We start from the raw sequence: 25,393 nt of genomic DNA on the forward strand, positions 1-25,393 counted from the left end.
AACGGCACATTTATGCAGTGCTGGCCGCCCAGTCCCAATACATTTCACGAACTTTGCGGGTCACTGGGCCGATTTGGTATTGCTGATCCTCGAATGCAGTGACTGGCGTCACTTTGGACATGTTGCCAGAAAGAAAGATCTCATCGGCGGCGCGAAAGTCGTCAAAAGTCAGAACTGTTTCATGCACATTTGTCCCATCAAGGCGAAGATTGGAAATATGCCGCGCGCGGGTGATCCCTGACAAGAATGTACCGTTTGCTATGGGGGTAAACACCTCGCCATCCTTGACCATGAACACGTTTGCCGTTGCTGTTTCAGCCACATTGCCCATCGCATCGGCCACAAGTGCGTTGCCAAATCCGCGCGCGCGAACCTCGGTCAACATCCGCGCGTTGTTGGGATAAAGGCAGCCTGCTTTGGCGTTCACAACGGCACTTTCGATCACAGGACGTCGAAAACGTGTCAGGCCAAGCGTGGTTGATGCCGTTGGTGCCGCAAAAGGGATTTCCTCTAGGCAGATCGCAAAGCCGGTTTCATCGCGGCTGGGCACAATCGCTGTCAGATCGCCGTGAATGCCCCAATACATGGGACGAATATAGACCGGTGCCCCCTTTGGATAATGCGCCAAGCCTTCCAAGGTGATTGCGATCATGTCTTCGGTGCTGACCGTCGGTGTGATCATCAGCGCCTCGGCGGACCTGTTAACCCGCGCGCAATGCAAATCCAGATCAGGGCAAAGACCGTTCACAAAACGCGCACCGTCAAACACCGTGGAGCCAAGCCAAGACCCATGATCTGCGGCGCGCATGATGGGCAGATCGCCCTCGTGCCATTTGCCTTCAAAATATGTCCAGATGTTTTTGCCGGTGGCCATGTTGCTCCCTTTCGTTTGGGCAAACCTAGGCTGCGTCGGGACCGTCGTAAAGTGCGCGAATGGCTGCGACATCAAGACGGTCATTTACCATTTGCAGGTTGCCGTCGGTATCGCGCGGCCACGCGTCCATCGGTTTATCGACATAAAGTTCGACCCCGTTTTCGTCTGGGTCGCGCAAATAAACAGCCTCGCTGACACCGTGATCGGCGGCGCCGTCCAGCGTGATACCTGCAGCATCAACACGGGCCAGAACTTTGGCCAATGCCGCGCGATCAGGATACAGGAACGCCGAATGGTAAAGGCCGGTATGCCCCGCAGGTGGCGGTGTCGCCCCAAGGCTTTCCCAAGTGTTCAGACCAATATGATGGTGATAGTCGCCCGCTGCCAAGAAAGCAGCGCCGTGGCCGTAACGCATTGTCACGCGGAAGCCCAATATGCCTTCATAAAATGCAATGGCGCGATCCAGGTTAGAAACACGCAAATGAACGTGACCGACGCGGGCCGTAGCGGATGCAGACATGGGTTGGTTCCTTTTTAAACTGGGACCAACATAGACCTGCGTTTACGGCAACAATAGATGCCCGCTCGCACGGGCCATGTGCGTGATTTCACATAGACGCTTAGCTGCGCAACAGCCCCACGATGTTGTAGGTGTCGCGCAGGACCGGTTCTGCGATTTCACGGGCTTTTGCTGCGCCAGCGCCTAAAATACGGTCAATCTCTGCCGGATCAGCCATGTAACGTGCCATATCGTCAGAAATAGGCGCCAGCTTTGCGACCGCCAGATCAGCCAAAGCAGGTTTGAAGCGGCCCCACTGAGCACCTGCGTATTCGGCGATTACGGCCTCTGGCGTCATGTCATTCAGGGCTGCGTAAATCTCGACCAAGTTGCGGGCCTCTGGGCGACCTTGCAGACCCTCAATGGTTTCAGGCAGCGGTTCGGGATCCGATTTGGCCTTTTTGAATTTCTTGGCGATTTTGTCTGCATCATCGGTCATGTTGATGCGTTCCATGTCGCTTTCGCCAGACTTGGACATCTTTTTGGTGCCGTCGCGTAGGTTCATAATCCGCGTGGCTGGGCCATCAATCACAGGTTCGGTGATCGGGAAGAATTCAGTTTTGAAATCATGGTTGAACTTGGCTGCGATATCGCGGGTCAGTTCAACGTGCTGCTTTTGGTCTTCGCCCACGGGAACATGGGTCGCGTGATACAGCAAAATATCAGCTGCCATCAGCGCAGGATAAGCATAAAGCCCAAGCGATACCTTTTCAGCATTGCTGCCTGCTTTGTCTTTAAACTGCGTCATGCGGTTCATCCATCCGACACGGGCGACACAATTGAACAACCAACCCAGTTCAGCATGCGCGGACACTTGGCTTTGGTTGAACAAAATCGATTGGCTTGGATCAAGACCTGCAGCCAGATAGCCTGCGGCGACTTCGCGGGTCATATTGGCAAGCTCTTTGGGGTCCTGCCAGACCGTGATCGCGTGCATATCAACGACGCAGTAGATGGTTTCCATCTGTCCTTGCATGCCGACAAAGCGCTTGATCGCACCCAGATAGTTGCCCAACGTCAGACCGCCGGACGGTTTGATGCCAGAGAAAACGCGGGGGGTGAAAGAGGTCTCGGTCATGATGTTGGTGTCCGGGCTAGATTTCGGGGCAGGCGTCGCATACCCATGCCAGACAGACCCGTCAACTTCAACTGCCTCAGGGGACAGACATGGAGCCCGAAAGTTCGGATAAGTTCGAAAGCCCGTTCAATGCGTTGCCACCCGTGGTAATTGCGCTGACGTTGTTGATCATTGTGATCGAAGTCATTTTCCAACTGGCTAACGCTGGTATCATTGGCGGCGCGCGCGGTGTTGGTTGGCGGATCGCCGCGATTGAAGAGTATGGATTTTCATCCGTTGTGATGGACCGCGTGTTAGTGAACGGCGATTATTCGATTGATATGCTCAAACGCTTTGTGACCTACCCTTTTGTGAATGTGCAGCTGACGCAGGTCGCGTTTTGTGCCGCTCTGACCCTCGCGCTGGGCAAATTCACGGCTGAGTTTTACGGCGGGGCCAAGGTCTTGGTGCTTTACCTTGCCACAAGCGTTTTGGGTGCCGTTGCCTTTGGTCTGATGGTCGAAGGGCGTTTTCCGCTCGTGGGTGGATTTACGCCCGTTTACGGATTGATCGGGGCCTATACCTATGCGCTTTGGCTGCGCTTAGGGCAGGCGGGTGAAAACCAGATCAAAGCGTTTCGTCTGATTGGTTTCCTGCTGGGACTGCAACTGCTCTTCGGCTTGCTTTTCGGGTCTGGCAACCAGTGGATTGCTGAGCTGGCAGGATTTTCTGCCGGATTTATGCTATCGATCGTTTTGGCACCCGGCGGGTGGGCTACGTTGTTGGCACGGATGCGGGAGCGATCCTAGCGGCGTAAGTTCCGCTTGAATTCTGACAGGCGAAACGCGCCGATCAGGTGGCCCAAACCAAAGTAGCTGACGATCCCGATAACAACCAAGCCAAGCAGCGCCAGATAGCGCAGGGTTGGAATGCCGAAGAATGGCTGCATCGTGGTTGATGCGATCAGCAAGGTTGCCCCCATGCCAAGCGCTGACAAAATGATCCGGCCCAGCCGTGATTTGAACCGCGCGTCGAATTTTGCAGCATCACCCATCGTGCGCGCGCCGCGGACCAACAAAAGCACCATTGCCCAGCCTGTCAGTGACGTGCCGATTGCGGCTGCGGTGAAGCCAATCACTGGTGATAGACCAACAGCAAGCGCTGCATTTAGCACCATCGCGATGACCGCATAATAGAACGGCCGTTTGGTGTCTTCGCGGGCGAAAAACAGCGGTTGTAGGGTTTTTTGCAACACGAACGCAGGCAGACCAAGCCCATAGATCGCGACCGCCAATGCGGTGGCTGCGGTATCGTCGCTGGTGAATGCGCCGCGCTCAAATAGAACGCTGACCAAGGGCATTGGGATCACCATCAAAGCAACAGAAGCGGGGATAGTGAGCGCCAAGCTAATCTCTGATGCGCGATTGAAGGCATCGCGCCCGCCCACATCGTCTTTGGCGCGCAGGCGACGTGACAGGTCCGGCAAAAGAACGATGCCGATTGCGATACCAACAACTCCTAGCGGCAGCTGATAAAGCCGATCTGCGTAGCTAAGCCACGCGACGGCCCCGTCAAAGAAGCTGGCAACCTGACGCCCGACAAGCAGGTTGATTTGAACCACACCACCAGCCAAGGCAGCAGGTGCTGCAATGATTGCCAATCTTTTAAGTTCCGGTGTCATTCGGGGCCTGCCGAACCGCAGTGGATAGCCTGCCCGTTTTGCTGCAAACCACACGACCGCAAGTTGGGCGACACCGGCAATAGGCACGGCATAAGCCAGCGCTTGGCCCATGTACATCTGCCCCGCCAGATCGGTGCATTCGCAACCGAAACCTGCAACAAGCAAGGCCGCAACAAAGATGACATTAAGTAAAACGGGGGCGGCTGCCGCTGCGGTAAAGCGGCCAGTGGCGTTCAAAACACCTGACAACAGCGCCGAAAGCGAGATAAACAAGATATAGGGAAACGCGATGCGGCCATAATAAACGGCCAGATCAAAACGCTCGGTTCCCAAAAACCCGCTGGCCATCATAGTGACCAGCGCAGGCATAAAGATAACGCCGACGACCGTGAAAACAGTCAGTACCCCCGCCAGCCCGACAAAAGCGTCTTGGGCAAAGCGGTGCGCGCCGTCGTCGCCCTCCAGCTTTTTGGAAAACATCGGCACAAAGGCCATGTTGAACGCGCCTTCCGCAAAGAAGCGGCGGAACAGGTTGGGCAAAGAAAAAGCGACCAGAAATGCTTCGGCGACGGGGCCAGTGCCAAGGTAGGCCGCGATCATGATGTCGCGCACGAACCCCATGACGCGGCTGACAAGAGTCCAGACACCGACAGTAAAGAACCCCGCCATGAGGCGCACAGGTTTCATGCAGTTGCCGCGCGTTCTGCGCCTTTGATAATCGCTTCGCGCAGTTTGCGTTCAAGTGCTGCGCGCTTTGATTCGGAATGATATTTGAGGCCGACAATGTCTTTGACATAAAAGGTATCGACGACCTGTTCTCCGTAGGTCGCGATGACCGCAGAGGCGATGTAGACGTGGTTTTCGGCGAGCGAACGTGTCAGATCATACAACAGGCCGGGACGGTCGCGTGTATCCACTTCGATGATCGTGTAGATTTCCGAACCTTCGTTGTCGAAACTGATATTCGTGGGCACCCGGAACGCGCGTTCGCGTTTCTTGATCTTGTCTTTTTCTTTCAGGGCTTCACGCGCCACGACTTCGCCCATCAATGTGCGTTTGATCATTGAGCGTAGGCGCGGAAGGCGGGCCACTTCGTAGGGGTTGCCGTCGTTGTCCTGCACCCAGAACACCGCCGTCGCATAGCCGTCCTTTGACGTATAAGTGCGCGCGTCGACGACGTTCGCGCCAACAATGGCCAATGCGCCGGTCATCCGGCTGAACAGACCGGGGTGATCGACCATTGCAAAACAAGCGCGGGTGGCGTCGCGATCTTCGTCCAACATCAAGTCGATCTTGATCTCGTCATCAGAGATATTGCGCAGCAATTCGGCAAAAACGACTTGCGCTGCAAGCGGCAGACCTTGCCAGTAGGGTCCGTAGTGCCGCCCGATTTCGGTTTTAAGGTCTTTGCTTGTCCAGGCTTCCAGCTGCGCCCGAAGCGCGCGCTTGGCCTCGGCCTCGCGGTGTTCGCGGTTAAGGTCTTCAAGCCCTGTTTGCAGGGCTGACTTGGTCGCTTTGTAAAGGTTACGGATTAAGACTGCTTTCCAGTTGTTCCACGTCCCCGGTCCCACGCCGCGAATGTCACAGACGGTCAGGACGGTCAGCAGATCAAGCCGTTCAACCGATTTCACTGCATTGGCAAAGCCGCGCACGGTGCGCGGTTCCGAAATATCACGCTTTTGCGCCACATCAGACATGAGCAGGTGGTAGCGGATCAGCCATTCAACTGTGTCGCATTCTTTCTTGCTTAGACCCAAGCGCGGAGCGATCTTACGCGCTATTTGTGCACCCAAGATTGAATGGTCTTCGTCGCGACCTTTGCCGATATCATGAAGCAGCAACGCCACATAAAGTACTTTGCGGTTCACGCCGCGATCCAGAATACCCGATGCCACGGGCAGTTCTTCGATCAGTTCTTTCCGCTCGATTTGGGCCAGATTGCTGACGACCTGAATGGTATGTTCGTCGACCGTGTAGTGGTGATACATATTGAACTGCATCATTGCGACGATGGGGCCAAATTCGGGGATGAAGGCCTCGAGCACGCCGATTTCGTTCATCCGCCGCAAAGCGCGCTCTGGATTACCGTGTTTGAGCAGCAGGTCGATAAAAATGCGTCTGGCCTCGCGGCTATCGCGCATGTCCTCATCAATAATATCAAGGTTGGCAGCAATCAGGCGCAGCGCGTCAGGATGCAAAAACGTACCTGTGCGCAGGGCCTCTTCGAAAATCCGCAACATGTTCAGCTGGTCGGCAAAGAACGCTTTTTGATCGGCAACCGTAAGGCGGTTTTGTTTGATTGCGTAAGGGGCCTTGGCGCGTTTTTTGCGGGTCAGAAGCCGCAAAAGAACCGGTTCTGATTTCGTGTGATTTGCCTCGAGCGCTGTCAGGAAGATACGTGTTAGCTCGCCGACATGGGTGGCTTGACGGAAATATGCTTGCATAAAGTGTTCAACACCGCGCCGCCCGCCGTGATCTGTGTACCCCATGGCTGTGGCCACTTCGACTTGCAGGTCGAAAGTAAGCTGATCCATTGCGCGCCCTGAAATCAGGTGCAGGTGGCAGCGCACGGCCCAAAGGAAATCCTCGGCGTTCACGAAGGTTTCGAACTCTTCGGCGGTGAATACTTTGAGATCGACCAATTCAGCGGCGTCCGTCACGCCATTAACGTATTTGCTGATCCAAAACAGGGACTGCAGGTCGCGCAAGCCGCCTTTGCCTTCTTTGACGTTTGGCTCGACCATATAGCGTTGGCCGCCTTGTTTGCGGTGACGCTCGCCACGTTCTGTCAGTTTGGCTTCGATGAAATCGCTGGCGCTGGATCTGAACAAGTCCTCCCAAAGCCGTTTGCCTAACGCTGTGGCCAAAGCCTGATCACCCGCAAGAAAGCGACGTTCCACAAGCGAGGTACGGATGGTGTAGTCATCGCCAGCCAGCCGCACGCAGTCTTTGATGGTGCGGCTTGCGTGTCCGACCTTCAGTTTGAGGTCCCACATCATATACAGCATCGATTCAATGACGCTTTCCGCCCAAGGCGTGATTTTATAGGGCGTCAGAAATAGTAAATCGACGTCCGAGTGTGGCGCCATTTCACCGCGCCCGTATCCGCCAACGGCAATCAAAGAGAGCCGCTCGCCCTCGGTTGGGGCTGCCAATGGGTGCAGGCTTTCTTGGGCGACCTTTAGCACAATCTGGACGATTTGATCCGTGAGCCAACTGTAGGCGCGCGTGGTCGGACGCGATGCGAATGGTTGCGCACGAAATGCGGTTGCAATGGTCGCCATGCCGTCTTTGCGAGCTTGGGCAAGGACTGTCACCGTGGCCGCGCGGATATCCTTCTCGGACGGTGCAATGCTGATTTGATCCGCAATCTGGGACCAGATTGCGGCATAGTCAAAAATATCAGCCGCCGGACAGATAAGATTATCCGGCACGTCGTTCGCCATCATCGTTTGGGTCTCAGAGGCCGGGGCCGCCAAAGCTTCTTGGAGCTTGTTCAAGGATTACCACCTGATTGTCTCGAATTGTCGCAACTGCAAGGCCGCGTTCATTTAGCCCGTTTGGCAATAGCCGGAACACGCCAGCAGTACCACGGAAACCTTGTGACTGTGTCAGGGCATCTTTGGTCAATGCATCTGCGTTGCCAGCTGCCGCGAGTGCGCCAATGGCCGCAATACCGTCATAGGCCAGTCCCGCCAGCGGGTGCGGTTGTGTGCCATATGTCGCGGCATAGCGATTTGCAAAAAGCGTCGTGGTGTTCTGGTCAGGGAGTGCGAAAAGACTACCATTAAGTCCTGGCAATGCCACCAGTTGGGGCAACGTGTCCCAGCGCGTCAAACCAATGAAGGGGGAGCGCGTGATGTCCATGCCAGCATCCGGCAAAGCGGTTGCGACAATCGGCAGGTCAGCATTTGCGCCGGCAGTGGTAAAGACTGCTTGCGCGCCAGAGTTTTGCACATTTGAAACGATCCGACGTGTCGACGAAAAAATACCTTGCTGTGACAGCGGATAGCTTTCGACGCCAACGACTTGGCCGCCGTTGCCGCGCACAGCGGCAGTGATTGCATCACGTCCGACGTTTCCGGGCAGGTCCTCGCCATGCACAACCATGTAACGGCTGATGCCTTGACGGCTGGCGTACTGCACCAAACGGTTGGCTGTGTTGTCAAAAGTCGCCCCTAGAATAAATACGTTCCCGCCTGCAAAAGCAGCGTTGTTTGAAAATGCAAGAACGTTCACGTCGCGCCCTGCAATTGCGACACCTGCAGCATTTGCGGCTTCGCCAAACAATGGCCCAATAATGATCTTTGCGCCGTTGTTCACAGCTTGGGTTGCAGCGATCGCGGCCTGTTGCGGGTTTCCGCCCGCAGTGTTGTAGACCCGCAATTCGACCCTTGCACCTTGCAAGTCTGCAATTGCGAGACGGGCCGCGTTCTCAAAGTTTTGCGCAAGCGCGTTGTCATTCGGTTGTGATGAACCGCCCGGCACGAGCAGAGCAACTTGAATCGGTTTGGTCACATCAATCTGTTGCCCGACATTGGCGTCTGGCGCGAGGGTCACGTCACATGCGGCGAGCCACAGCAGAGATATAAAAACAAAAAACCGCGAGAGCGGCTTGCGGGTACTGGTGAAACGGGCAAACATGAGCGGTATTCCTTCTGGAGCATGCGAACGGTCTGCGAAATATGCTTCGCGGGCGTCTCGATAATTTAGTCTAGCATAAAGCAGGGGACACGCGGGTCTAGATATGAATTTTTTAATCAAGCCACTTGCCGCCGGTTTATATTTTGTAGCGACGCCGATCGGTGCTGCGCGCGATATTACATTGCGCGGTCTCGACATCTTGGCGACTGCCGATTTGATCGCCGCAGAAGACACGCGCACGGCCCGAAAACTGATGGAAATTCACGGTGTGCCGCTGAATGGGCGCAAGGTTGTGGCTTTTCATGACCATAGCGGGGAAAGTGCCGTCGCGCGGCTGATCAGCGATATTAAAGGCGGAAAATCCGTTGCTTATGTCTCCGAAGCTGGAACACCACTGGTGGCTGACCCGGGGTATGAATTGGGGTGTGCCGCGATTGCAGAGGGGTTGGATGTCATATCGGCACCGGGCCCGTCTGCGGTGCTTGCGGCCTTGACTGTATCTGGCTTGCCGACTGATCGCTTTGCGTTTGTGGGGTTTTTGCCCGCGGCAAAGGAACAACGCAAAACAGAGATCGCGAGCTTGCGCGATGTGCCATTTACATTGGTTTTTTATGAAAGCCCGAAGCGCGTTGGCGAAATGTTAGCAAATTTGCGCGAAGTATTGGGGGGTGATCGACAGGCGGTAGTGTGTCGTGAGCTGACCAAGAAGTTTGAAGAGGTATCACGCGGTGATCTGGGCGGTTTGGCCGATGCTTTTGCGGGACGTCAGGTAAAAGGCGAGGTTGTCGTGTTGGTTGGGCGTGCAGGGGCGCAGGATGTCGCGGACATTGATGTCACGCAGGCTTTGCGTGATGCGATGAAAACCATGCGGGTCAAAGATGCAGCCACTGTTGTGGCTGGTGCGCTTGGTTTGCCGCGCAGGCAGGTTTATCAAATTGCGCTGGGTTTGGGGGATGAGGAATGACAGGATCGGTCGGATACCACGCAGGGCGGGTAGCAGAGGATATTGTTGCTCTTGACTATACCCGCAGAAATCATGGGATTGCAGCCCGCAGGTGGCGTGGAAAATCCGGTGAGATCGATCTTATTGCGCGTGTGGGCGATACGGTTGTGTTCATCGAAGTGAAGAAAAGTCGCAATTTTGCGACTGCGGCGACCCGTTTAGGACGGCGTCAGATGGACCGGATCTGCGCCAGTGCGGGCGAATTTCTTGCTGGCGAACCAAAAGGCCAGTTAACCGATGTGCGGTTTGATTTGGCGATGGTCGATGCGACAGGTGCCATTCAGGTGATCGAAAATGCATTCATGGAAGCCTGACACCCCATTGCACAAGTCGTAGCACTGCGGCATGAAAGCTGGTGCAATAGCAAGGACGAGGCCTGATATGTCACTCAAGATCGCTTTCCAAATGGACCCTATCGGGCCGATTGATATTGATGCTGACAGCACGTTCCGTATCGCGGAAGAGGCGCAAGCGCGCGGGCATACCCTGTTCTATTATACACCTGATAAGCTTGCTTATAACCAAGGCAAAGTCACCGCAAAGGGCTGGCCACTTACAGTGCAGCGGGTCAAGGGCGACCACTTTACATTGGGCGCTGAAGAAACCGTTGATCTTGCCGATTTTGATGTTGTGTGGCTCCGCCAAGATCCACCGTTTGACATGGCTTACATTACGACCACGCACATCTTGGATATGGTGCACCCCGATACGTTGGTCGTGAACGACCCGTTTTGGGTGCGTAACTATCCAGAAAAACTGTTGGTTCTAAATTTCCCTGATCTTACGCCGCCGACAATGATCGCGCGTGATCTTGCGACCCTCAAAGAATTTCGTGCCCAACATGGTGATGTGATCCTCAAGCCGCTCTACGGAAACGGCGGGGCAGGTGTATTCAAGATGCATTCCGCTGACAGCAACCTTGCGTCGTTGCATGAACTTTTTGCGGGCATAAACCGCGAGCCTTTGATTATGCAAAAGTTTCTACCTGATGTGTCCAAGGGCGATAAACGGGTGATTTTGATTGATGGTGAACCTGTAGGGGCGATCAACCGCGTACCAGCGGCCGGTGAAACAAGGTCAAACATGCATGTCGGCGGGCGACCGGAAAAGGTTGATCTGACACCGCGTGATCGCGAGATTTGCGCGCGGATCGGGCCGCTTTTGCGCGAAAAAGGTCAGGTTTTCGTCGGTATCGATGTGATTGGAAACTGGCTGACAGAGATCAATGTGACCTCACCCACTGGCATCCAAGAGCTTGAGCGTTTTGACGGCGTTAACATCGCCGAAAAGATTTGGCAGGCGATCGAAGCACGGCGTTAAGCCTCTTTCGTGAGTGGGGTGCGATAGCTGACGGCCTCTGCGATATGGGGTTTGCGCACATCGGCGACGCCTTCTAGGTCTGCAATTGTGCGGGCAACACGCAAAACGCGGTGGTAGCCCCGCGCAGACAAACCAAAGCGCTCGGCGACTTTGATCAACAATGCGCGGCCTTCGCTATCGGGTGTCGCGGCATGCTCTAGCATTTGACCCTCAAGATCGGCATTGACGCGCATGTGGTCATGCCCGTCAAAACGGGCCGTTTGGATGTTGCGTGCTGCGGAGACACGGGCTGCGACCCTCGCTGAAGTTTCACCATCTGCGGGCAGGTCCAAATCGGTAAATGCAACGGGTGGTACTTCGACACGCAAATCAAACCGGTCCATCAACGGACCGGAAATACGACCAAGATAGTCCTCGCCACATAGCGGAACCCGCGCACAGGCACGCTCCGGTTCCGCCAAATATCCACATTTGTAGGGGTTTGCTGCGGCGACGAGCATGAACTTACACGGATATCGTACATGCGCATTTGCCCGCGCCACGATGATTTGGCCGGTCTCAATCGGTTGGCGTAACGTTTCCAATACAGCGCGTGGGTATTCGGGGAATTCGTCCATGAACAAAACCCCGTTGTGCGCGAGGCTGATTTCCCCGGGTTTGGCGTTGCGTCCGCCACCAACGATCGCAGCCATGGATGCGGTGTGATGCGGTTCGCGGAAGGGTGGTTCGCGGCTGATGCCCCCTTCGTCGAGCAGTCCGGAAAGTGAGTGGATCATTGACGTTTCCAGCGCTTCGACCGGGGAGAGCGGCGGCAAAATGCCCGGAATGCGTGCCGCGAGCATCGATTTTCCAGAACCTGGTGATCCGATCATCAACAAATGATGCCGACCTGCCGCTGCGATTTCCAACGCTCGTTTTGCCCGTTCCTGGCCTTTGACTTCGGCTAAATCGCGGGACGCATTGCGGCCTATTGCTTCGCCCGGTTGTGCGGGCGTCAGGATGGATTGCCCCGTAAAATGCCGCACCATTTCGGCCAAGTTTCGTGGCGCGATCACGTTTGCTGCACCAACCCATGCGGCCTCTGCGCCACAGCCAGCAGGGCACAGCAATGTGCGTCCGTCTTGTGCCGCAGTCATGGCAGCGGGCAGTGCGCCGATCACTGGCACTAGGCTGCCGTCCAACGACAATTCGCCCAATGCGACGGTCTGCGCTGCGTGATCTTTGGGTACGACTTCGAGAGCGGCAAGCAATGCCAAGGCAATGGGAAGGTCGAAGTGCGATCCTTCTTTTGGCAAATCCGCTGGCGACAGGTTCACGGTGATCCGCTTTGACGGCAACGCAATCGCCATCGCACCCAATGCCGACCGGACCCGTTCGCGTGCTTCTGATACGGCTTTGTCAGGCAAACCCACGATTGAAAATGCCGGGATTCCGGGTGAAATCGCACATTGGACTTCGACCAGCCGTGCCTCGATGCCTTCAAAGGCGACTGTGTAGGCGCGTGCGACCATAACCAACTCCCGTTAATGGTTAATGGGTACGTCAGGGTAGTTTAAGAATGGTTAATTTTGCGCCTCTGGCCATGGTTTACGTGCCAGATCGCTGGAATATGGCCATGGATCATAGCGATCCTTTAATCCTTCGGTGCGCCACTGCATGAAAGCAGGGTCATCGAGATGGGTTTTTACATAGTCGCGCGCTGCATCGCTGACAGGCAGATCATATGCCGTGATCCGCATTGCAACGGGCGCATAGAAAACGTCCGCTAGCGAATATTCACCGAACAACCATGGGCCGTCTGCCCCGTGGCGATTGCGGGCAAGTGACCAAAGCGCGTCAATCCGTGCAAGGTCGCGGCGCACGTTATCAGAAACTTCAAATCCGTCATAGCAAAACGCCAGCATCATTGGGCAGGCATCACGCAATGCGCCAAATCCGCTGTGCATTTCAGCCGTGATTGACCGCGCAAGTGCGCGCGCTGCCGGGTCGCGCGGATATAGGTTAACGCTTGGGTTTTCTTCGACGAGTGTTTCGGCCATTGCCAAGCTGTCGGTGACAACATGACCGCCCGGAGTTTGTAAAACCGGCACAGTGCGTGCCGGCTGCAAATGCGCGAGGTCTGTCTGCATCGTGCCAGAATAAAGCCCGACCATATGCGCGTTGTAAGGAAGCCCGAATTTTTCAAGCATTAGCCAGCCGCGTAGCGACCAACTGCTGAAGGTGCGATCACCAATGTAAAGTTGATATGTCATAACTTGTTCATAACCCGATGCTGATCAAAATGCCGCTCGAAATCGTGTGATCTATTCCATCACGGGATGTGATTGATGTGCCCGGCGGCCCAACCGTTTGATCCGTGTTCAAGTACCGTGACAGACAGATTTTCGATGCGGTGGCTGAATGCAGTGTACGCATCGATGCCCAACGCCCGTTGCACTTGGGTCAGGATTACGCCGAAATGCGCGACGACGATCAGATCGGCATGTCCTTGTTTCAGGTACCCGTCGATCGCATTGTCGACGCGGCTACGCACGGTGTTCCAGCTCTCGCCTTTTGGCGGTGCGGCATCGCCCGGGGTTTCCCAATAGGCACGAATTGTTTCGGGATCTTTGGATTCGACTTCGGCGAATGTCTTAAGCTCCCAGTCACCAAAGTTAATTTCGCGCAAATTGGGGTCATGGGGCAGTCTGACGTCGCGCTTTAGCGCGTCTGCTGTGGCTGATGCGCGGATCAGGTCGGATGACACGACAGGCGCGGCAGGAAGGTATTCGCGCAGGCGGCTAATCGCGGCGGTGTCAGACAGGTCCGCTGGAATATCGGACCAACCAACCATTGATTTTGCGTGGGTTGGCCCGTGCCGGATCAGCCAGAGACGGGTCAAGGCAGCGGACCCTTTAGTGACAATGGAAGACCCGCCATGACAGCGACGACCAGTTCAGCTTGCAAGGCGATTTGTTGGTTCAAAATGCCTTGCGCATTGCGAAACTGCCGCGCGAGGGCATTGTCAGGCACAATGCCTTGTCCGACCTCGTTTGAGACAATGACCACTGGGTTTTTGGTACTTGCCGCAGCTTCCAAAAGGATTTTGCTGTATGCAGCGACATCAAAGTCCCCGAGGATTAGATTGGTTAACCACAGCGTGGCGCAATCAATCAAGATCGGTTGGCCTGATGGGGCCGTTCGCATTGCTGCCGCGACCTCAACGGGTTCTTCAACCGTATGCCATGACGTGCCGCGCATGTCGCGGTGGCGGGCAACTTTTTGGGCCATTTCATCGTCATAGACTTGTGCTGTTGCGATGTAGGTCGGGCAATCACTTGCCCGCAAGATCAGGTTTTCAGCAAATGCTGATTTTCCAGAGGCGGCACCGCCTAGCACGAGGGTGAGTTTGGGCAATGTCATAGGCAAAACTATTTCTGATCCAATCGGTTCATCGCTGCGTAACTATTATCAACAACAAAGTTAATGCAACGTGCGACCACTTGGGAGAGTTAACATGCGTGCGACCGGTTTTTCTGATCAAACTTTGTCTCGGACAGCGATGAAAGCAGAACTGCTTGATGCTGAAACCGAATTGGCACTTGCTTATGCGTGGCGCGACCACCGCGACGAGCAAGCACTGCACCGTTTGATCACAGCATATATGCGTTTGGCAATTTCGATGGCCTCTAAGTTCAAGCGCTATGGCGCGCCAATGAACGACCTGATCCAAGAGGCGTCAGTTGGTCTTATGAAAGCCGCTGACAAGTTTGATCCTGACCGCGGCGTGCGGTTTTCGACTTACGCTGTTTGGTGGATCAAGGCATCCATCCAAGATCACGTGATGCGCAACTGGTCGATGGTGCGCACCGGATCTACATCTTCTCAAAAGTCACTTTTCTTTAATCTGCGCCGTGTTCAAGCCCGGCTAGAGCGTGAAGCTGCTGCTGAAGGCCGTACACTTGACCGTCATGAAATGCGCGAATTGATCGCCAAAGAGGTCGGCGTGCCGTTGCATGATGTTGAAATGATGGAAGGGCGTTTGTCGGGTTCTGACTTCTCGCTGAACGCCACGCAGTCAGCCGAAGATGAAGGTCGCGAATGGATTGACGCGCTCGAGGATGACGGCCCACAGGCTGCGGAAACTGTCGAGAACAACCATGATAACGACACTTTACGCCAGTGGTTATTGACGGCTTTGTCCGACTTGAATGATCGCGAGCAGTTTATTGTGCGCGAACGCAAGCTACGCGATGCGCCACGGACGCTTGAAAGTCTTGGAACAGAGTTGGGCCTGTCAAAAGAGCGCGTGCGCCAGCTTGAAGCGGCTGCATTTGGGAAAATGCGCAAAAGCCTCGAGTCGCAAAGTACAGAGGTGCATTCGTTCTTTGCATAGATTGTCATTCCGGTGCCTTCTGACCTAGTGTCAGGGCAACAAAAACCGGAGACAGCAGATGCTGGCCAATAAACACATTCTACTTATCGTTGGAGGCGGCATTGCCGCCTTCAAGTCGTTGGACCTTGTCCGCAGGTTACGTGAACGCGGCGCGCGCGTGACACCTGTTTTAACCAAAGCAGGCGCAGAGTTTGTCACCCCGCTTAGCTTGTCTGCTTTGTCTGCATCGAAGCTTTATCAAGAGCTGTTCGATCTGAATGACGAGGCCGAAATGGGCCATATTGAATTGTCTCGCGCGGCTGACCTGATTGTTGTGGCCCCAGCCACCGCTGATTTGATGGCAAAGATGGCGGGTGGTTTGGCAAATGACCTTGCTTCGACATTGCTGCTTGCAACGGATAAGCGGGTGCTGATCGCCCCTTCGATGAACGTGCGCATGTGGGAACACCCTGCGACCCAGCGCAATTTGGCGACATTGCAAGGTGACGGCATTTTGGTCGTTGGCCCGAACGAAGGTGATATGGCGTGTGGTGAATACGGTCCCGGACGCATGGCAGAAGTGCCTGAGATCATTGCGGCAATTGATATCGCATTGTCGGATGGGCCACTTAAGGGGCGGCATGTCTTAGTGACGTCTGGCCCGACACATGAACCCATTGATCCTGTGCGTTACATCGCGAACCGGTCTTCTGGCGCGCAAGGCACTGCCATTGCGAGCGCGCTTTTGGCGCTGGGCGCAGATGTGACGTTTGTGACGGGTCCTGCTGATGTGCCTCCGCCGATGGGGGTCACTGTCGTAAAGGTGCAAACCGCCAAAGAAATGTTGGACGCTGTTTTGAACGCACCTGCCGCTGACGCAGCCATATTTGCTGCTGCTGTTGCGGACTGGCACGTCGCAAACGCTGCAGTTAGCAAGATCAAGAAAGACGGCACAGGGCTGCCGCGTCTCGATTTTGCTCAGAACCCTGACATTCTGGCGACTGTATCGCAGATGACGGATGGGCGACCAAAGCTGGTCGTCGGGTTTGCCGCCGAGACCGACGACGTGATTGCGAATGCCACCGCAAAGCGGCTGCGCAAGCAATGTGACTGGATAGTTGCCAACGATGTATCACCCGAAACGGGGATCATGGGCGGGACCGAAAACGCGGTCACGCTGATATCGGAACACGGGGCCGAAAGCTGGCCGCGCATAGGCAAGGACGCCGTTGCGGCAAAGTTGGCGGCGCGTATCGCAGAGGCCCTCGTTTGACTGTAGAAATCCAATTTCAATGGGAAGCAGATGCGGATCAATCCCTTGGTTTGCCGTCCTATGAAACGGCAGGTGCCGCTGGTGCGGATTTGCGCGCAAATTTCGTAGACCAAGCTGCGCTGACACTCACCCCGTTTGGCCGTGCTTTGGTACCGACGGGTTTGCGTATGGCGATCCCTTCTGGGTTTGAAGTACAGATAAGGCCGCGGTCCGGTTTGGCACTGAAACATGGTGTCACGCTGGCCAATGCGCCGGGGACCATTGATAGCGATTATCGCGGTCCGCTTGGGGTCATCCTAATAAATCTCGGTGAAAGTGAATTCACAGTGACCCATGGGATGCGTATTGCGCAGATGGTGGTCGCACCCGTTGTGCAGGCCAACTTTGACGTGGTGAAAACACTAACCGATACAGCGCGCGGCGCAGGCGGATTTGGATCAACGGGCCAATGATTATGGTTGGCACAATGGCAATTACCCTTTGGGTGATTGGAATGGCGATGAAGGTGCCTATTGCAGTGCGCTGGAACATGATGGCGATTCTGATCGGCGCTGTAATTCTGGGTCACCTCATTTTGCCAAATGGGCATCCTTTGCGAATGGCGACGGGGGGCGATGCGCGGCTTTGGGTCATCATCTTTGTGCTCGCTGTTTTGATCTGGGGCTATCGCAAGCTGTTGGGTAAGTTGCGCGCGCGGGTGGCCCAAAACGAAGCTCCCGTTGTGCAATCGGGTAGTTTTTCCGAAACCGAACTCGACCGTTATGCCCGTCATATTATTCTGCGCGAAGTTGGCGGCCCGGGCCAAAAAGCCCTGCGCAATGCCCGTGTTTTAGTGGTGGGGGCCGGTGGTCTGGGCGCACCTGCCTTGCAATATCTGGCTGCTGCTGGCGTTGGTACAATCGGGGTGATCGATGATGATGTCGTCGAAAACGCCAACCTGCAACGACAGGTCATTCACCTTGATCGCAATATTGGCATGCCGAAGGTCCATTCAGCAGCAGAGGCGATGAAAGCACAAAACCCGTTTGTAACTGTCTTGCCTTATCACCGTCGACTGGATGTTGAAAATGCGGCGGCGCTGTTTGCGGAATATGATTTGGTGCTGGACGGCTCTGACAATTTTGCCACCCGCTATCTGGTAAATGAAACGGCCGTGGCAACTGAAACGCCCCTGATCGCGGCGGCACTGACGCAATGGGAAGGGCAAATCAGCCTTTATGACGCCGCCAATGGGACACCTTGCTACGCTTGTGTGTTTCCACAAACCCCTGACCCTTCTTTGGTGCCAAGTTGCGCCGAGGCAGGCGTAATCGGGCCGCTGCCCGGCGTTTTGGGGTCAATGATGGCGGTTGAGGCGGTCAAACACATCACTGGCGCAGGCGAAGGCCTAAGCGGTCGATTGCTGATTTATGATGCACTTTATGCGCAAGTACGTACGATTTCCGTCAAACCAAGCGCTGATTGCCCTGTTTGCCAAGGGCGCGGCGCAAGGGCGACATAATTTCTACGCTGCAACTGGCGGCGTGAACGTTCAAACACTACCTGTCATGCAAAGGAGAATTCCCATGACAAATCCACTTCTCGCGAAATGGGACACACCATTTGGCCTGCCGCCTTTCGATCTGATTTCTGACGATGATTACACGCCAGCGGTCGCAACTGCGCTGGCCAGTTCCCGCGCCAATATCGCAGCCATTGCCGACGATCCTGCTACCCCTGATTTTGCCAATACGGTCGAGGCGCTAGAGCGTGCTGATGAAACTCTGGGTCGCGTTTTGGGTGCATTTTATAATGTGGCTGGTGCAGACAGTAACCCTGCGCGTGAGGCATTGCAGCGTGAATTTGCACCGCTACTTAGCGCTTACAGCTCTGAGGTGTCAGAAAATAAAGCGCTGTTTGCCCGCGTTCAAGCCGTTTGGGATAAGCGCGAAGAGCTTGATCTGACGGATGAACAACAGCGCGTCTTGATGCTGACCCATCGCGGGTTCGTCCGCGCAGGGGCACAATTAGAAGGTGTCGCTGCTGAAAATCTGCGCGCTGCCAAGTCGCGTCTTTCCGTGCTTGGAACCGATTTCGTGCAAAACCTGCTTGCCGATGAACGCGAATGGTTCATGCCATTGGCGGCTGATGATCTTGTTGGATTGCCTGACTTTGTGATCGCCACAGCAAAGGCCGCGGGCGACGAAAAGGATGCGGGCGGGCCTGTCGTGACCCTGTCGCGGTCGCTGATTGTGCCGTTTTTGCAGTTCTCTGGGCGCCGTGATCTGCGCCAAAAGGCGTATGAGGCTTGGGGCGCACGCGGGGCAAACGGGGGCAAAACGGACAATCGCGCGATTGCTGCCGAGACGCTTAAGCTGCGCGAAGAGCGCGCAAAACTGCTTGGCTATGAAAGCTTTGCCGATTTCAAACTAGAAACCGAAATGGCGGGAACACCGCAAGCAGTCCGCGATTTGCTGATGAATGTCTGGGAACCTGCAAAGGCGGCTGCCCTGGATGATGCTGCAATCCTCGAACGAATGTTGCACGCAGAAGGCTTTGATGGCCCGCTGGAGCCTTGGGATTGGCGCTATTATTCCGAAAAGCGGCGCAAGGAATTGCATGATCTGGATGAAGCAGAGCTGAAGCCGTACCTGCAACTTGACCGGATGATTGAAGCATCTTTTGCCTGTGCCAACCGCCTATTCGGTCTAGAATTCGAACCAATAGAAGGGCCAGTCTACCACCCCGATGTGCGCCTTTGGGAAGTGACCCGCGACGGCGCGCACGTGGCCGTTTTCATCGGTGATTACTTTGCGCGTGGATCAAAACGGTCAGGTGCTTGGTGTTCTGCAATGCAATCGCAGCATCGCCTGTCGGGTGATGTGCGTCCGCATGTCGTGAACGTCTGCAATTTCGCCAAGCCAGAGGCGGGCAAGCCTGCGCTGTTGTCTTATGATGATGCACGCACGTTGTTCCATGAATTTGGCCATGCACTTCACCAGATGTTGTCTGACGTGACCTATGAAAGCATCTCTGGCACGTCGGTGTCGCGTGATTTTGTTGAATTACCAAGCCAGCTTTATGAGCATTGGTTAGAGGTGCCAGAGGTTTTGGCCGAATTTGCGACCCACGCGGACACGGACGAGGCGATGCCGACCGATTTGCTGAACCGCATGTTGGGGGCCGCGACCTATGACATGGGGTTCCAGACCGTCGAATATGTGGCCTCTGCTTTGGTCGATCTAGAGTTCCACAATGGGCCAGCGCCTGCCGATCCAATGCAGAAACAGGCTGAAATTCTGGAAAGCATCGGCATGCCGCGCGCAATCCGGATGCGTCATGCGACCCCGCACTTTGCACACGTATTTGCTGGCGACGGGTATTCCAGTGGCTACTACAGTTACATGTGGTCCGAGGTGATGGACGCGGATGCATTTGCTGCGTTCGAAGAGGCTGGCGACCCGTTTGATCCGGCCACCGCTAAATTGCTAGAACAGACCGTGCTTTCTTCAGGCGGTTCTGTGGATGCAGCAGAGCTATATAAGGCGTTTCGCGGTCGTTTGCCGGGGGTAGAGGCGCTTTTGAAAGGGCGCGGATTGGACAAGGCGGCTTAGTCGCGGATTTCCGCGTCGGCCACACCCCACAGGGCAGATTTCGGAACCCAGCCGCGATAGCCACCTGCGGTCAGTTCGCACCAGTCTGGCGTGCAGTCTTCTAGGCGGGCGACGACGCCCGGCTCTAGCGTTGCGTTTTCAAGCGCGTCTTGCTGGGGGCGTGAACGCAAGGCTGTTTGCTCGCCTTCGACCACAACTGTCCGGGCCCCTGACAGCATCCGGTAATGCACCCAGCCGCCTTGACCGTCGCGGTCGATCACGCGCCGCCAATGGCCGTATTCTGCGATTACTTGCAACGGCATATCGCGACGTTTGAACACCCAGTCGATCCGGTGGGACAGTGACGGGCCACGACGCACGTTTGCTTCGTTTGCGCGCAAGGATACAAATCGCGGCAGCGGCAAGTTGGTTTCCGGCCCGATAGCGGGACCCGCATCATTTTGTTGTGCGTTGCCGATGGTCGTGCTGAGACAGACCACAAGAATTGCGGTCCGGATCACACGACGCCAATGCGCCAATACACCCATTGTTTGCCCTTACTGCTCTTTTTTGTGGTGCGCGGTTCTTGTGCTGCGCGTCCCTTTGGCGCAACCTGCCATGCAAAGGCGAATTTGAAAACCCAAAGGAGGGACTTGCATGCCAGGTAAGCATTTGAGTGTTGTCGTGACGCGACGGTTACCCGAGGTCGTCGAGACCCGCCTGAAAGAACTTTTCGATGTTCAGTTGCGCGATGATGACACGCCGATGACGACCGAAGAACTGGCCGACGCAATGGCGCGCGCTGATGTCTTGGTCAGTACCATCACAGACCAGATTGATGCCAAGCTGTTGGGTCGTGCGGGTGAAAAACTGAAACTGATTGCCAACTATGGTGCTGGCGTTGACAATATCGATGTCGCAACCGCCCGCCAACGCGGCATTCATGTGTCCAACACGCCCGGGGTGATGACCGAAGATACCGCCGATATGGTGATGGCTTTGATCTTGGCTGTGACCCGTCGGATGGCCGAAGGCATGCAATTGGCAAAATCCGGTGACTGGTCGGGTTGGTCGCCAACTGCGATGCTTGGCGGTCGTTTGCGCGGTCGTCGTTTAGGTATTTTGGGAATGGGCCGGATTGGTCAAGCCGTGGCCCGCCGTGCGGCCGCGTTTGGCATTCAGGTACATTATCATAACCGCAAACGCCTGCGCCCCGAGGTCGAAGAAGAATTGGATGCGACCTATTGGGAAAGCCTTGATCAGATGGTTGCGCGCGTTGATATTTTGTCGATCAATTGCCCGCATACGCCATCTACTTTTCATCTTCTAAATGCGCGTCGTTTGAAGCTAATGAAACCTGATGCGGTGATCGTGAATACTTCGCGCGGCGAAGTGATTGATGAAAATGCGCTGACCCGCATGCTGCGCACAGGCGAGATTGCAGGCGCCGGTCTGGACGTGTTCGAGCGTGGTCACGAGATTAACCCACGCCTTAAGGAACTGCCGAACGCGATTTTGCTGCCGCACATGGGATCAGCTACCATTGAAGGGCGGATCGAGATGGGCGAAAAAGTCATCGTGAACATCAAAACCTTTGCAGATGGCCATAGGCCACCTGATCTTGTCGTGCCGTCAATGCTTTGACCTAAGGGTGCTTTTGAACCGCTGACCCGCAACTGTTGTCGGTTTTGTGCACAAAGCGGTCGGCTGGTTCTGTCGCTTTGTTTTCAATTCGCGCACATTGTGCATCAAAGGTGCCCAAGGGAGTCGCGCGCATGAAAACGCAAGTTAAAGCATTGGTTGTTGGTGGTGGTGCCGTTGGCACATCAATTGCGTATCACTTGGCCAAAGCAGGCTGGGACGACGTCATGCTGCTTGAGCGGGACGAGCTGACATCAGGCTCTACATGGCATGCGGCAGGATTGTTGCCGCTGTTTAACATGTCGTTCGCGACGACATATATCCACAAATACTCGGTCGATTTTTATAAATCGCTTGAGGCTGAAACCGGCCTGAATGCGGGTTTCGCTGTCGTGGGCAACCTGCGCATGGCCCAGACCCAAGAGCGCATGGATGAATACATGCTTTATGCATCCACGGCTGAAACTTGCGATGTGCCTTACGTTTGGATGACCCCTGATGAGATCAAGGCGAAATGGCCGCTGATCCGCACTGAAGACCTGAAAGGTGCGCTTTATCACCACACCGACGGCTATATTAACCCCGCTGATGTGACCCAAGCTATGGCCAAGGGTGCGCGTCAGCGCGGCGTGATGATTGAACGAAAGTGGCAGGCGGACGCCTTTAATTGGAACGGCGACGCGTGGGAAGTAACGTGCACGAAAATGGTCGAAAAGGGCGGCAATCTTGTCCCGTCCGACGAGCAGATTGTCGTGACCGCCGAACACGTTGTGACCGCATCGGGAAACCACGCGCAAACCACAGCCAAGAAATTGGGCATAAAGATGCCCGCGATTCCCGTCGAACATCAGTTCGTAGTGTTGGATCAAGACCCCGCGCTGGTTGAATTTCGCGCGGCCGGAAATGTTGAGCATCCCGTCGTGCGCGATGCCGACGCGCAGTCCTATGTGCGCGAAGAACGCGGCGGCTGGATTTTGGGTGTCTACGAGAAAGGCGCACCCGCAGTCTTTGAATACGGTGTGCCGGATAGTTTCCGCGCGGATTTGTTTCCCCTCGATCTGGAACGGATCGAAGAACAATATATGGCGATGATCCACCGCATCCCGTCTTGCGAAGAAAGCGGGCTGAAGGACGATTTTAACGGTCCAATTTGCTACACGCCGGATGGTAACCCGCTGGTTGGACCTGCCCCCGGATTGCGCAATATGTGGCTGGCCGAAGGGTTTTCTTTCGGCATCACGGCGGCGGGCGGAACTGGCTATTATCTGGCCCAGATGATGGTCGAGGGCGAAGCCGAGATTGACATGGCGTCACTTGATCCCAAGCGCTACGGCGATTGGATGACGACCGAATTTGCGGCACGCAAAAACGAAGAATGCTATGACCACGTTTACGTGCTGCACCACCCCGACGAAGAACGCCCAGCGTGCCGTCCGTTGCGCACATCACCGGCCTATGACCGCCAAGCCGCGCGGGGCGCGCAGTTTGGTTTCGTGAATGGATGGGAGCGTCCAAACTATTTTGCCCCGTTGGGTTTTGATGATCATGCAGCGCGGTCGTTCCGCCGCGGTGGTTGGTGGAAACATGCTGTGGAAGAAGCAAAAGCAATGCGCGAGGGCGTCGGCCTGATCGACGCGACCGCCTTTACCAAACATATCGTCAAAGGCCCCGGTGCGACTGCGTTTCTGGACTGGTTCACGACGAACAAACTGCCCCGGATTGGTCGGATCAACCTGACCTATGCGCTGACCGATCACGGCACGACACGCACGGAATACACGATCGTGCGGTTGTCAGAGGACGAGTACTATTTGGTCTCTGCGGGCGCTTGGACGGCCTATGATGCTGATTTTCTGCGCAAAGCTGTTGCGGACAAAGAAGCTGACTTTGGGCGCATCGAAGTACAGAATGTGACCACACAGTGGGGTGTTTTTGCGATTGCTGGGCCAAAGTCGCGTGATGTTTTGAATGCAATCATCAAGGACGCTGATCCTGCAACAGCGCTTTCTAACAAGCGTTTCCCGTGGTTGTCCGCAAAGCAGATCGAACTGGGCATGTGTCCGGTCAATGCGATCCGTGTGGCTTATACAGGCGAGCTGGGTTGGGAATTGCATCACCCGATCGAAATGCAGAACTACCTGTTTGATCTGCTGGAAAAGGCGGGCGAACCGCATGGCATGAAGCTTGTGGGTGCACGTGCACAAAACTGGCTGCGGCAGGAAAAATCCTACCGTGCGTTCGGCAATGAACTTGGCCGTGACGCTACCCCGCTCGAGGCCGATTTGCCGCGATTTGTTGATTTGTCTAAGGACTTTAACGGCAAAGCCGCGATGGAAGCCAAGGGCATCCGTTCAAAGTGCGTCACACTGTTGATTTATGGACCCGCAGACGCCGACCCTTGGGGCCGTGAGGCGCTTTATGCGATGGACGGCACCCGCGTTGGGCGCTTGACGTCGGGCGGATATTCGGTGGCTTTCGAAAAGTCGATTGGCATGGGCTACGTCAAACCAGAACAGGCCGTGGTTGGCACGAAACTGCAAGTCAAAATGCTGGACCAGCTTTGGAATGCAGAGGTCGTAGAAGACAGCCCGTACGATCCCAAGAACGCCGCAATCCGTGTGGATGGTTGACAGATGCGCGCTGGTAAGGTGGGTTTAAACCCACCTTACGTTTGCGAAAGGGATGCACATGTCAGACAAGATTGCCGTTGAAAACATCAATACACCGGGCCAAACGGCGAATGTCGACAAGGCGAAATACCTTGCGATGAAAGATGCGATGCTTGCTACTTTGCCCAAGGCGTCACCAGGAATGACCGCAAGAGAGGCAAAGGAAGCCGCCATACCGCACCTGCCCGAAGCGCTATTTCCTGGCGGGGCAACATCGGGCTGGTGGCTGAAATGTGTGCAACTGGACCTTGAAGCAAAAGGCGTAGTGGTGCGCGAAGCAACCAAGCCTTTACGTTTTCATCTGACCTAGCCGGGTTTTACGGGCCGCAAGTGGTGATGTTTGCACGCCATTGGCGTCAAAGCTTTCGGGTGCCAGCCACGCCTCGAACCCCGCTTGGATAGGCCGCTCAAGGCGTCGTATCTCTATTCATTGTGCCGATAACCCAGCTCATCGAACACCAGCTACGCTATCAGATAATAGTTTAGGTCGCCATAACCGTCCGTTTGAGAGCGGGTGAGAAAGTGATTAATCCCCACTGTGTCGGGGTTCAGGCGGTACAACATCACAAGTGCGCCCATGCATCGGCGTATGTGGAACAGGCGGACGGCCTTGCCAAACGGGAACTGGTGCGCCGATTGGTTAGCCTTACGCGTTTTTGTGCTGTGTCATGTGAACCTGCCGGGTGAGAGGGCGGCGATTGCTTGTGCTGGAATGTCCGAGGGTGCGCCGCTGATCAGGTCCGCCA

General features: G+C 55.4%; 23 protein-coding genes. 12 read left to right on the forward strand and 11 right to left on the reverse strand.

Annotated elements, in window-relative coordinates; translation table 11 throughout:
• Positions 1–10: 10 nt before the first annotated feature.
• From QZ197_RS01845 to trpS, 3 genes are all read right to left on the reverse strand, one after another.
• Complete coding sequence (locus QZ197_RS01845; protein ID WP_296429541.1) at positions 11–874, reverse strand: branched-chain amino acid aminotransferase; 864 nt, start codon at positions 872–874, stop codon at positions 11–13.
• Positions 875–899: 25 nt separating this feature from the next.
• Positions 900–1,394 carry a VOC family protein gene (locus QZ197_RS01850; protein ID WP_296429542.1) on the reverse strand — a complete coding sequence of 165 codons (495 nt, stop codon included), beginning with the start codon at positions 1,392–1,394 and terminating at the stop codon, positions 900–902.
• A 100-nt stretch (positions 1,395–1,494) separates the two neighbouring features.
• Entirely contained in the window at positions 1,495–2,511 is a 1,017-nt protein-coding gene (gene trpS, locus QZ197_RS01855; RefSeq protein WP_296429543.1) for a tryptophan--tRNA ligase, read from the reverse strand.
• Between the two features lie 89 nt (positions 2,512–2,600).
• Between trpS and QZ197_RS01860 the strand changes: the two genes are divergently transcribed.
• The gene (locus QZ197_RS01860) at positions 2,601–3,299 is read left to right on the forward strand and encodes a rhomboid family intramembrane serine protease (protein WP_296429544.1); all 699 of its coding nucleotides are present in this window, start codon (positions 2,601–2,603) and stop codon (positions 3,297–3,299) included.
• On the opposite strand, the gene murJ is transcribed toward QZ197_RS01860, so the two are convergent.
• From murJ to QZ197_RS01875, 3 genes are read right to left on the reverse strand one after another with little or no spacing between them, the layout of a single operon-like run.
• Complete coding sequence (murJ, locus tag QZ197_RS01865) at positions 3,296–4,858, reverse strand: murein biosynthesis integral membrane protein MurJ (RefSeq protein WP_296429545.1); 1,563 nt, start codon at positions 4,856–4,858, stop codon at positions 3,296–3,298. The genes QZ197_RS01860 and murJ overlap by 4 nt on opposite strands.
• Positions 4,855–7,617, reverse strand: a complete 2,763-nt coding sequence (locus QZ197_RS01870; protein ID WP_296429565.1) for a [protein-PII] uridylyltransferase — start codon at positions 7,615–7,617, stop codon at positions 4,855–4,857. The genes murJ and QZ197_RS01870 overlap by 4 nt, the downstream gene beginning before the upstream one ends.
• A gap of 13 nt (positions 7,618–7,630) precedes the next feature.
• Positions 7,631–8,815, reverse strand: coding sequence for a penicillin-binding protein activator (locus QZ197_RS01875; protein ID WP_296429546.1), 1,185 nt, complete (start codon positions 8,813–8,815; stop codon positions 7,631–7,633).
• A 103-nt stretch (positions 8,816–8,918) separates the two neighbouring features.
• Between QZ197_RS01875 and rsmI the strand changes: the two genes are divergently transcribed.
• From rsmI to gshB, 3 genes are all read left to right on the forward strand, one after another.
• Complete coding sequence (rsmI, locus tag QZ197_RS01880; protein ID WP_296429547.1) at positions 8,919–9,779, forward strand: 16S rRNA (cytidine(1402)-2'-O)-methyltransferase; 861 nt, start codon at positions 8,919–8,921, stop codon at positions 9,777–9,779.
• A complete protein-coding gene (locus tag QZ197_RS01885) occupies positions 9,776–10,132 on the forward strand; it encodes a YraN family protein (RefSeq protein WP_296429548.1) in 357 nt (118 codons plus the stop codon). Before rsmI ends, QZ197_RS01885 begins: the two co-directional genes overlap by 4 nt.
• A gap of 67 nt (positions 10,133–10,199) precedes the next feature.
• Entirely contained in the window at positions 10,200–11,138 is a 939-nt protein-coding gene (gene gshB, locus QZ197_RS01890) for a glutathione synthase (protein ID WP_296429549.1), read from the forward strand.
• Here gshB and QZ197_RS01895 read toward each other — a convergent pair.
• From QZ197_RS01895 to cobU, 4 genes are read right to left on the reverse strand one after another with little or no spacing between them, the layout of a single operon-like run.
• Complete coding sequence (locus QZ197_RS01895) at positions 11,135–12,649, reverse strand: YifB family Mg chelatase-like AAA ATPase (RefSeq protein ID WP_296429550.1); 1,515 nt, start codon at positions 12,647–12,649, stop codon at positions 11,135–11,137. The two genes, gshB and QZ197_RS01895, sit on opposite strands and share 4 nt — an antisense overlap.
• Positions 12,650–12,700: 51 nt before the next feature.
• Positions 12,701–13,390 (reverse strand): glutathione S-transferase, encoded by a 690-nt coding sequence (locus tag QZ197_RS01900; protein ID WP_296429551.1) that lies wholly within the window; start codon positions 13,388–13,390, stop codon positions 12,701–12,703.
• Between the two features lie 59 nt (positions 13,391–13,449).
• A complete protein-coding gene (locus QZ197_RS01905; protein ID WP_296429552.1) occupies positions 13,450–14,019 on the reverse strand; it encodes a histidine phosphatase family protein in 570 nt (189 codons plus the stop codon).
• On the reverse strand, positions 14,016–14,540 hold the full coding sequence (cobU, locus tag QZ197_RS01910) for a bifunctional adenosylcobinamide kinase/adenosylcobinamide-phosphate guanylyltransferase (protein WP_296429553.1): 525 nt from the start codon (positions 14,538–14,540) through the stop codon (positions 14,016–14,018). The genes QZ197_RS01905 and cobU overlap by 4 nt, the downstream gene beginning before the upstream one ends.
• A 94-nt stretch (positions 14,541–14,634) precedes the next feature.
• Here cobU and QZ197_RS01915 point away from each other — a divergent pair, with 94 nt between their 5' ends.
• The 5 genes from QZ197_RS01915 (at position 14,635) to QZ197_RS01935 (ending at position 20,358) form a co-directional block, all read left to right on the forward strand.
• The gene (locus QZ197_RS01915; RefSeq protein ID WP_296429554.1) at positions 14,635–15,513 is read left to right on the forward strand and encodes an RNA polymerase factor sigma-32; all 879 of its coding nucleotides are present in this window, start codon (positions 14,635–14,637) and stop codon (positions 15,511–15,513) included.
• Positions 15,514–15,571: 58 nt separating this feature from the next.
• On the forward strand, positions 15,572–16,765 hold the full coding sequence (gene coaBC, locus QZ197_RS01920; protein ID WP_296429556.1) for a bifunctional phosphopantothenoylcysteine decarboxylase/phosphopantothenate--cysteine ligase CoaBC: 1,194 nt from the start codon (positions 15,572–15,574) through the stop codon (positions 16,763–16,765).
• Positions 16,762–17,217 (forward strand): dUTP diphosphatase, encoded by a 456-nt coding sequence (dut, locus tag QZ197_RS01925; RefSeq protein WP_296429557.1) that lies wholly within the window; start codon positions 16,762–16,764, stop codon positions 17,215–17,217. The genes coaBC and dut overlap by 4 nt, the downstream gene beginning before the upstream one ends.
• Positions 17,214–18,266, forward strand: a complete 1,053-nt coding sequence (gene moeB / locus QZ197_RS01930; protein ID WP_296429558.1) for a molybdopterin-synthase adenylyltransferase MoeB — start codon at positions 17,214–17,216, stop codon at positions 18,264–18,266. The genes dut and moeB overlap by 4 nt, the downstream gene beginning before the upstream one ends.
• A gap of 64 nt (positions 18,267–18,330) precedes the next feature.
• Positions 18,331–20,358 (forward strand): M3 family metallopeptidase, encoded by a 2,028-nt coding sequence (locus QZ197_RS01935; RefSeq protein WP_296429559.1) that lies wholly within the window; start codon positions 18,331–18,333, stop codon positions 20,356–20,358.
• Here the strand turns inward: QZ197_RS01935 and QZ197_RS01940 are convergent.
• The gene (locus QZ197_RS01940; protein WP_296429560.1) at positions 20,355–20,885 is read right to left on the reverse strand and encodes an SH3 domain-containing protein; all 531 of its coding nucleotides are present in this window, start codon (positions 20,883–20,885) and stop codon (positions 20,355–20,357) included. The genes QZ197_RS01935 and QZ197_RS01940 overlap by 4 nt on opposite strands.
• A 109-nt stretch (positions 20,886–20,994) precedes the next feature.
• Between QZ197_RS01940 and QZ197_RS01945 the strand changes: the two genes are divergently transcribed.
• The 3 genes from QZ197_RS01945 to QZ197_RS01955 all read left to right on the forward strand — a co-directional run bounded on the left by QZ197_RS01945 (position 20,995) and on the right by QZ197_RS01955 (position 24,957).
• On the forward strand, positions 20,995–21,981 hold the full coding sequence (locus QZ197_RS01945; RefSeq protein ID WP_296429562.1) for a D-glycerate dehydrogenase: 987 nt from the start codon (positions 20,995–20,997) through the stop codon (positions 21,979–21,981).
• 131 nt (positions 21,982–22,112) lie between these two features.
• The gene (locus QZ197_RS01950; RefSeq protein WP_296429563.1) at positions 22,113–24,608 is read left to right on the forward strand and encodes an FAD-dependent oxidoreductase; all 2,496 of its coding nucleotides are present in this window, start codon (positions 22,113–22,115) and stop codon (positions 24,606–24,608) included.
• A 58-nt stretch (positions 24,609–24,666) separates the two neighbouring features.
• Complete coding sequence (locus tag QZ197_RS01955) at positions 24,667–24,957, forward strand: hypothetical protein (protein ID WP_296429564.1); 291 nt, start codon at positions 24,667–24,669, stop codon at positions 24,955–24,957.
• Positions 24,958–25,393 lie beyond the last annotated feature (436 nt).

Origin of the sequence: Yoonia sp. (assembly GCF_017854415.1) — a bacterium.
Taxonomy (GTDB): domain Bacteria; phylum Pseudomonadota; class Alphaproteobacteria; order Rhodobacterales; family Rhodobacteraceae; genus Yoonia.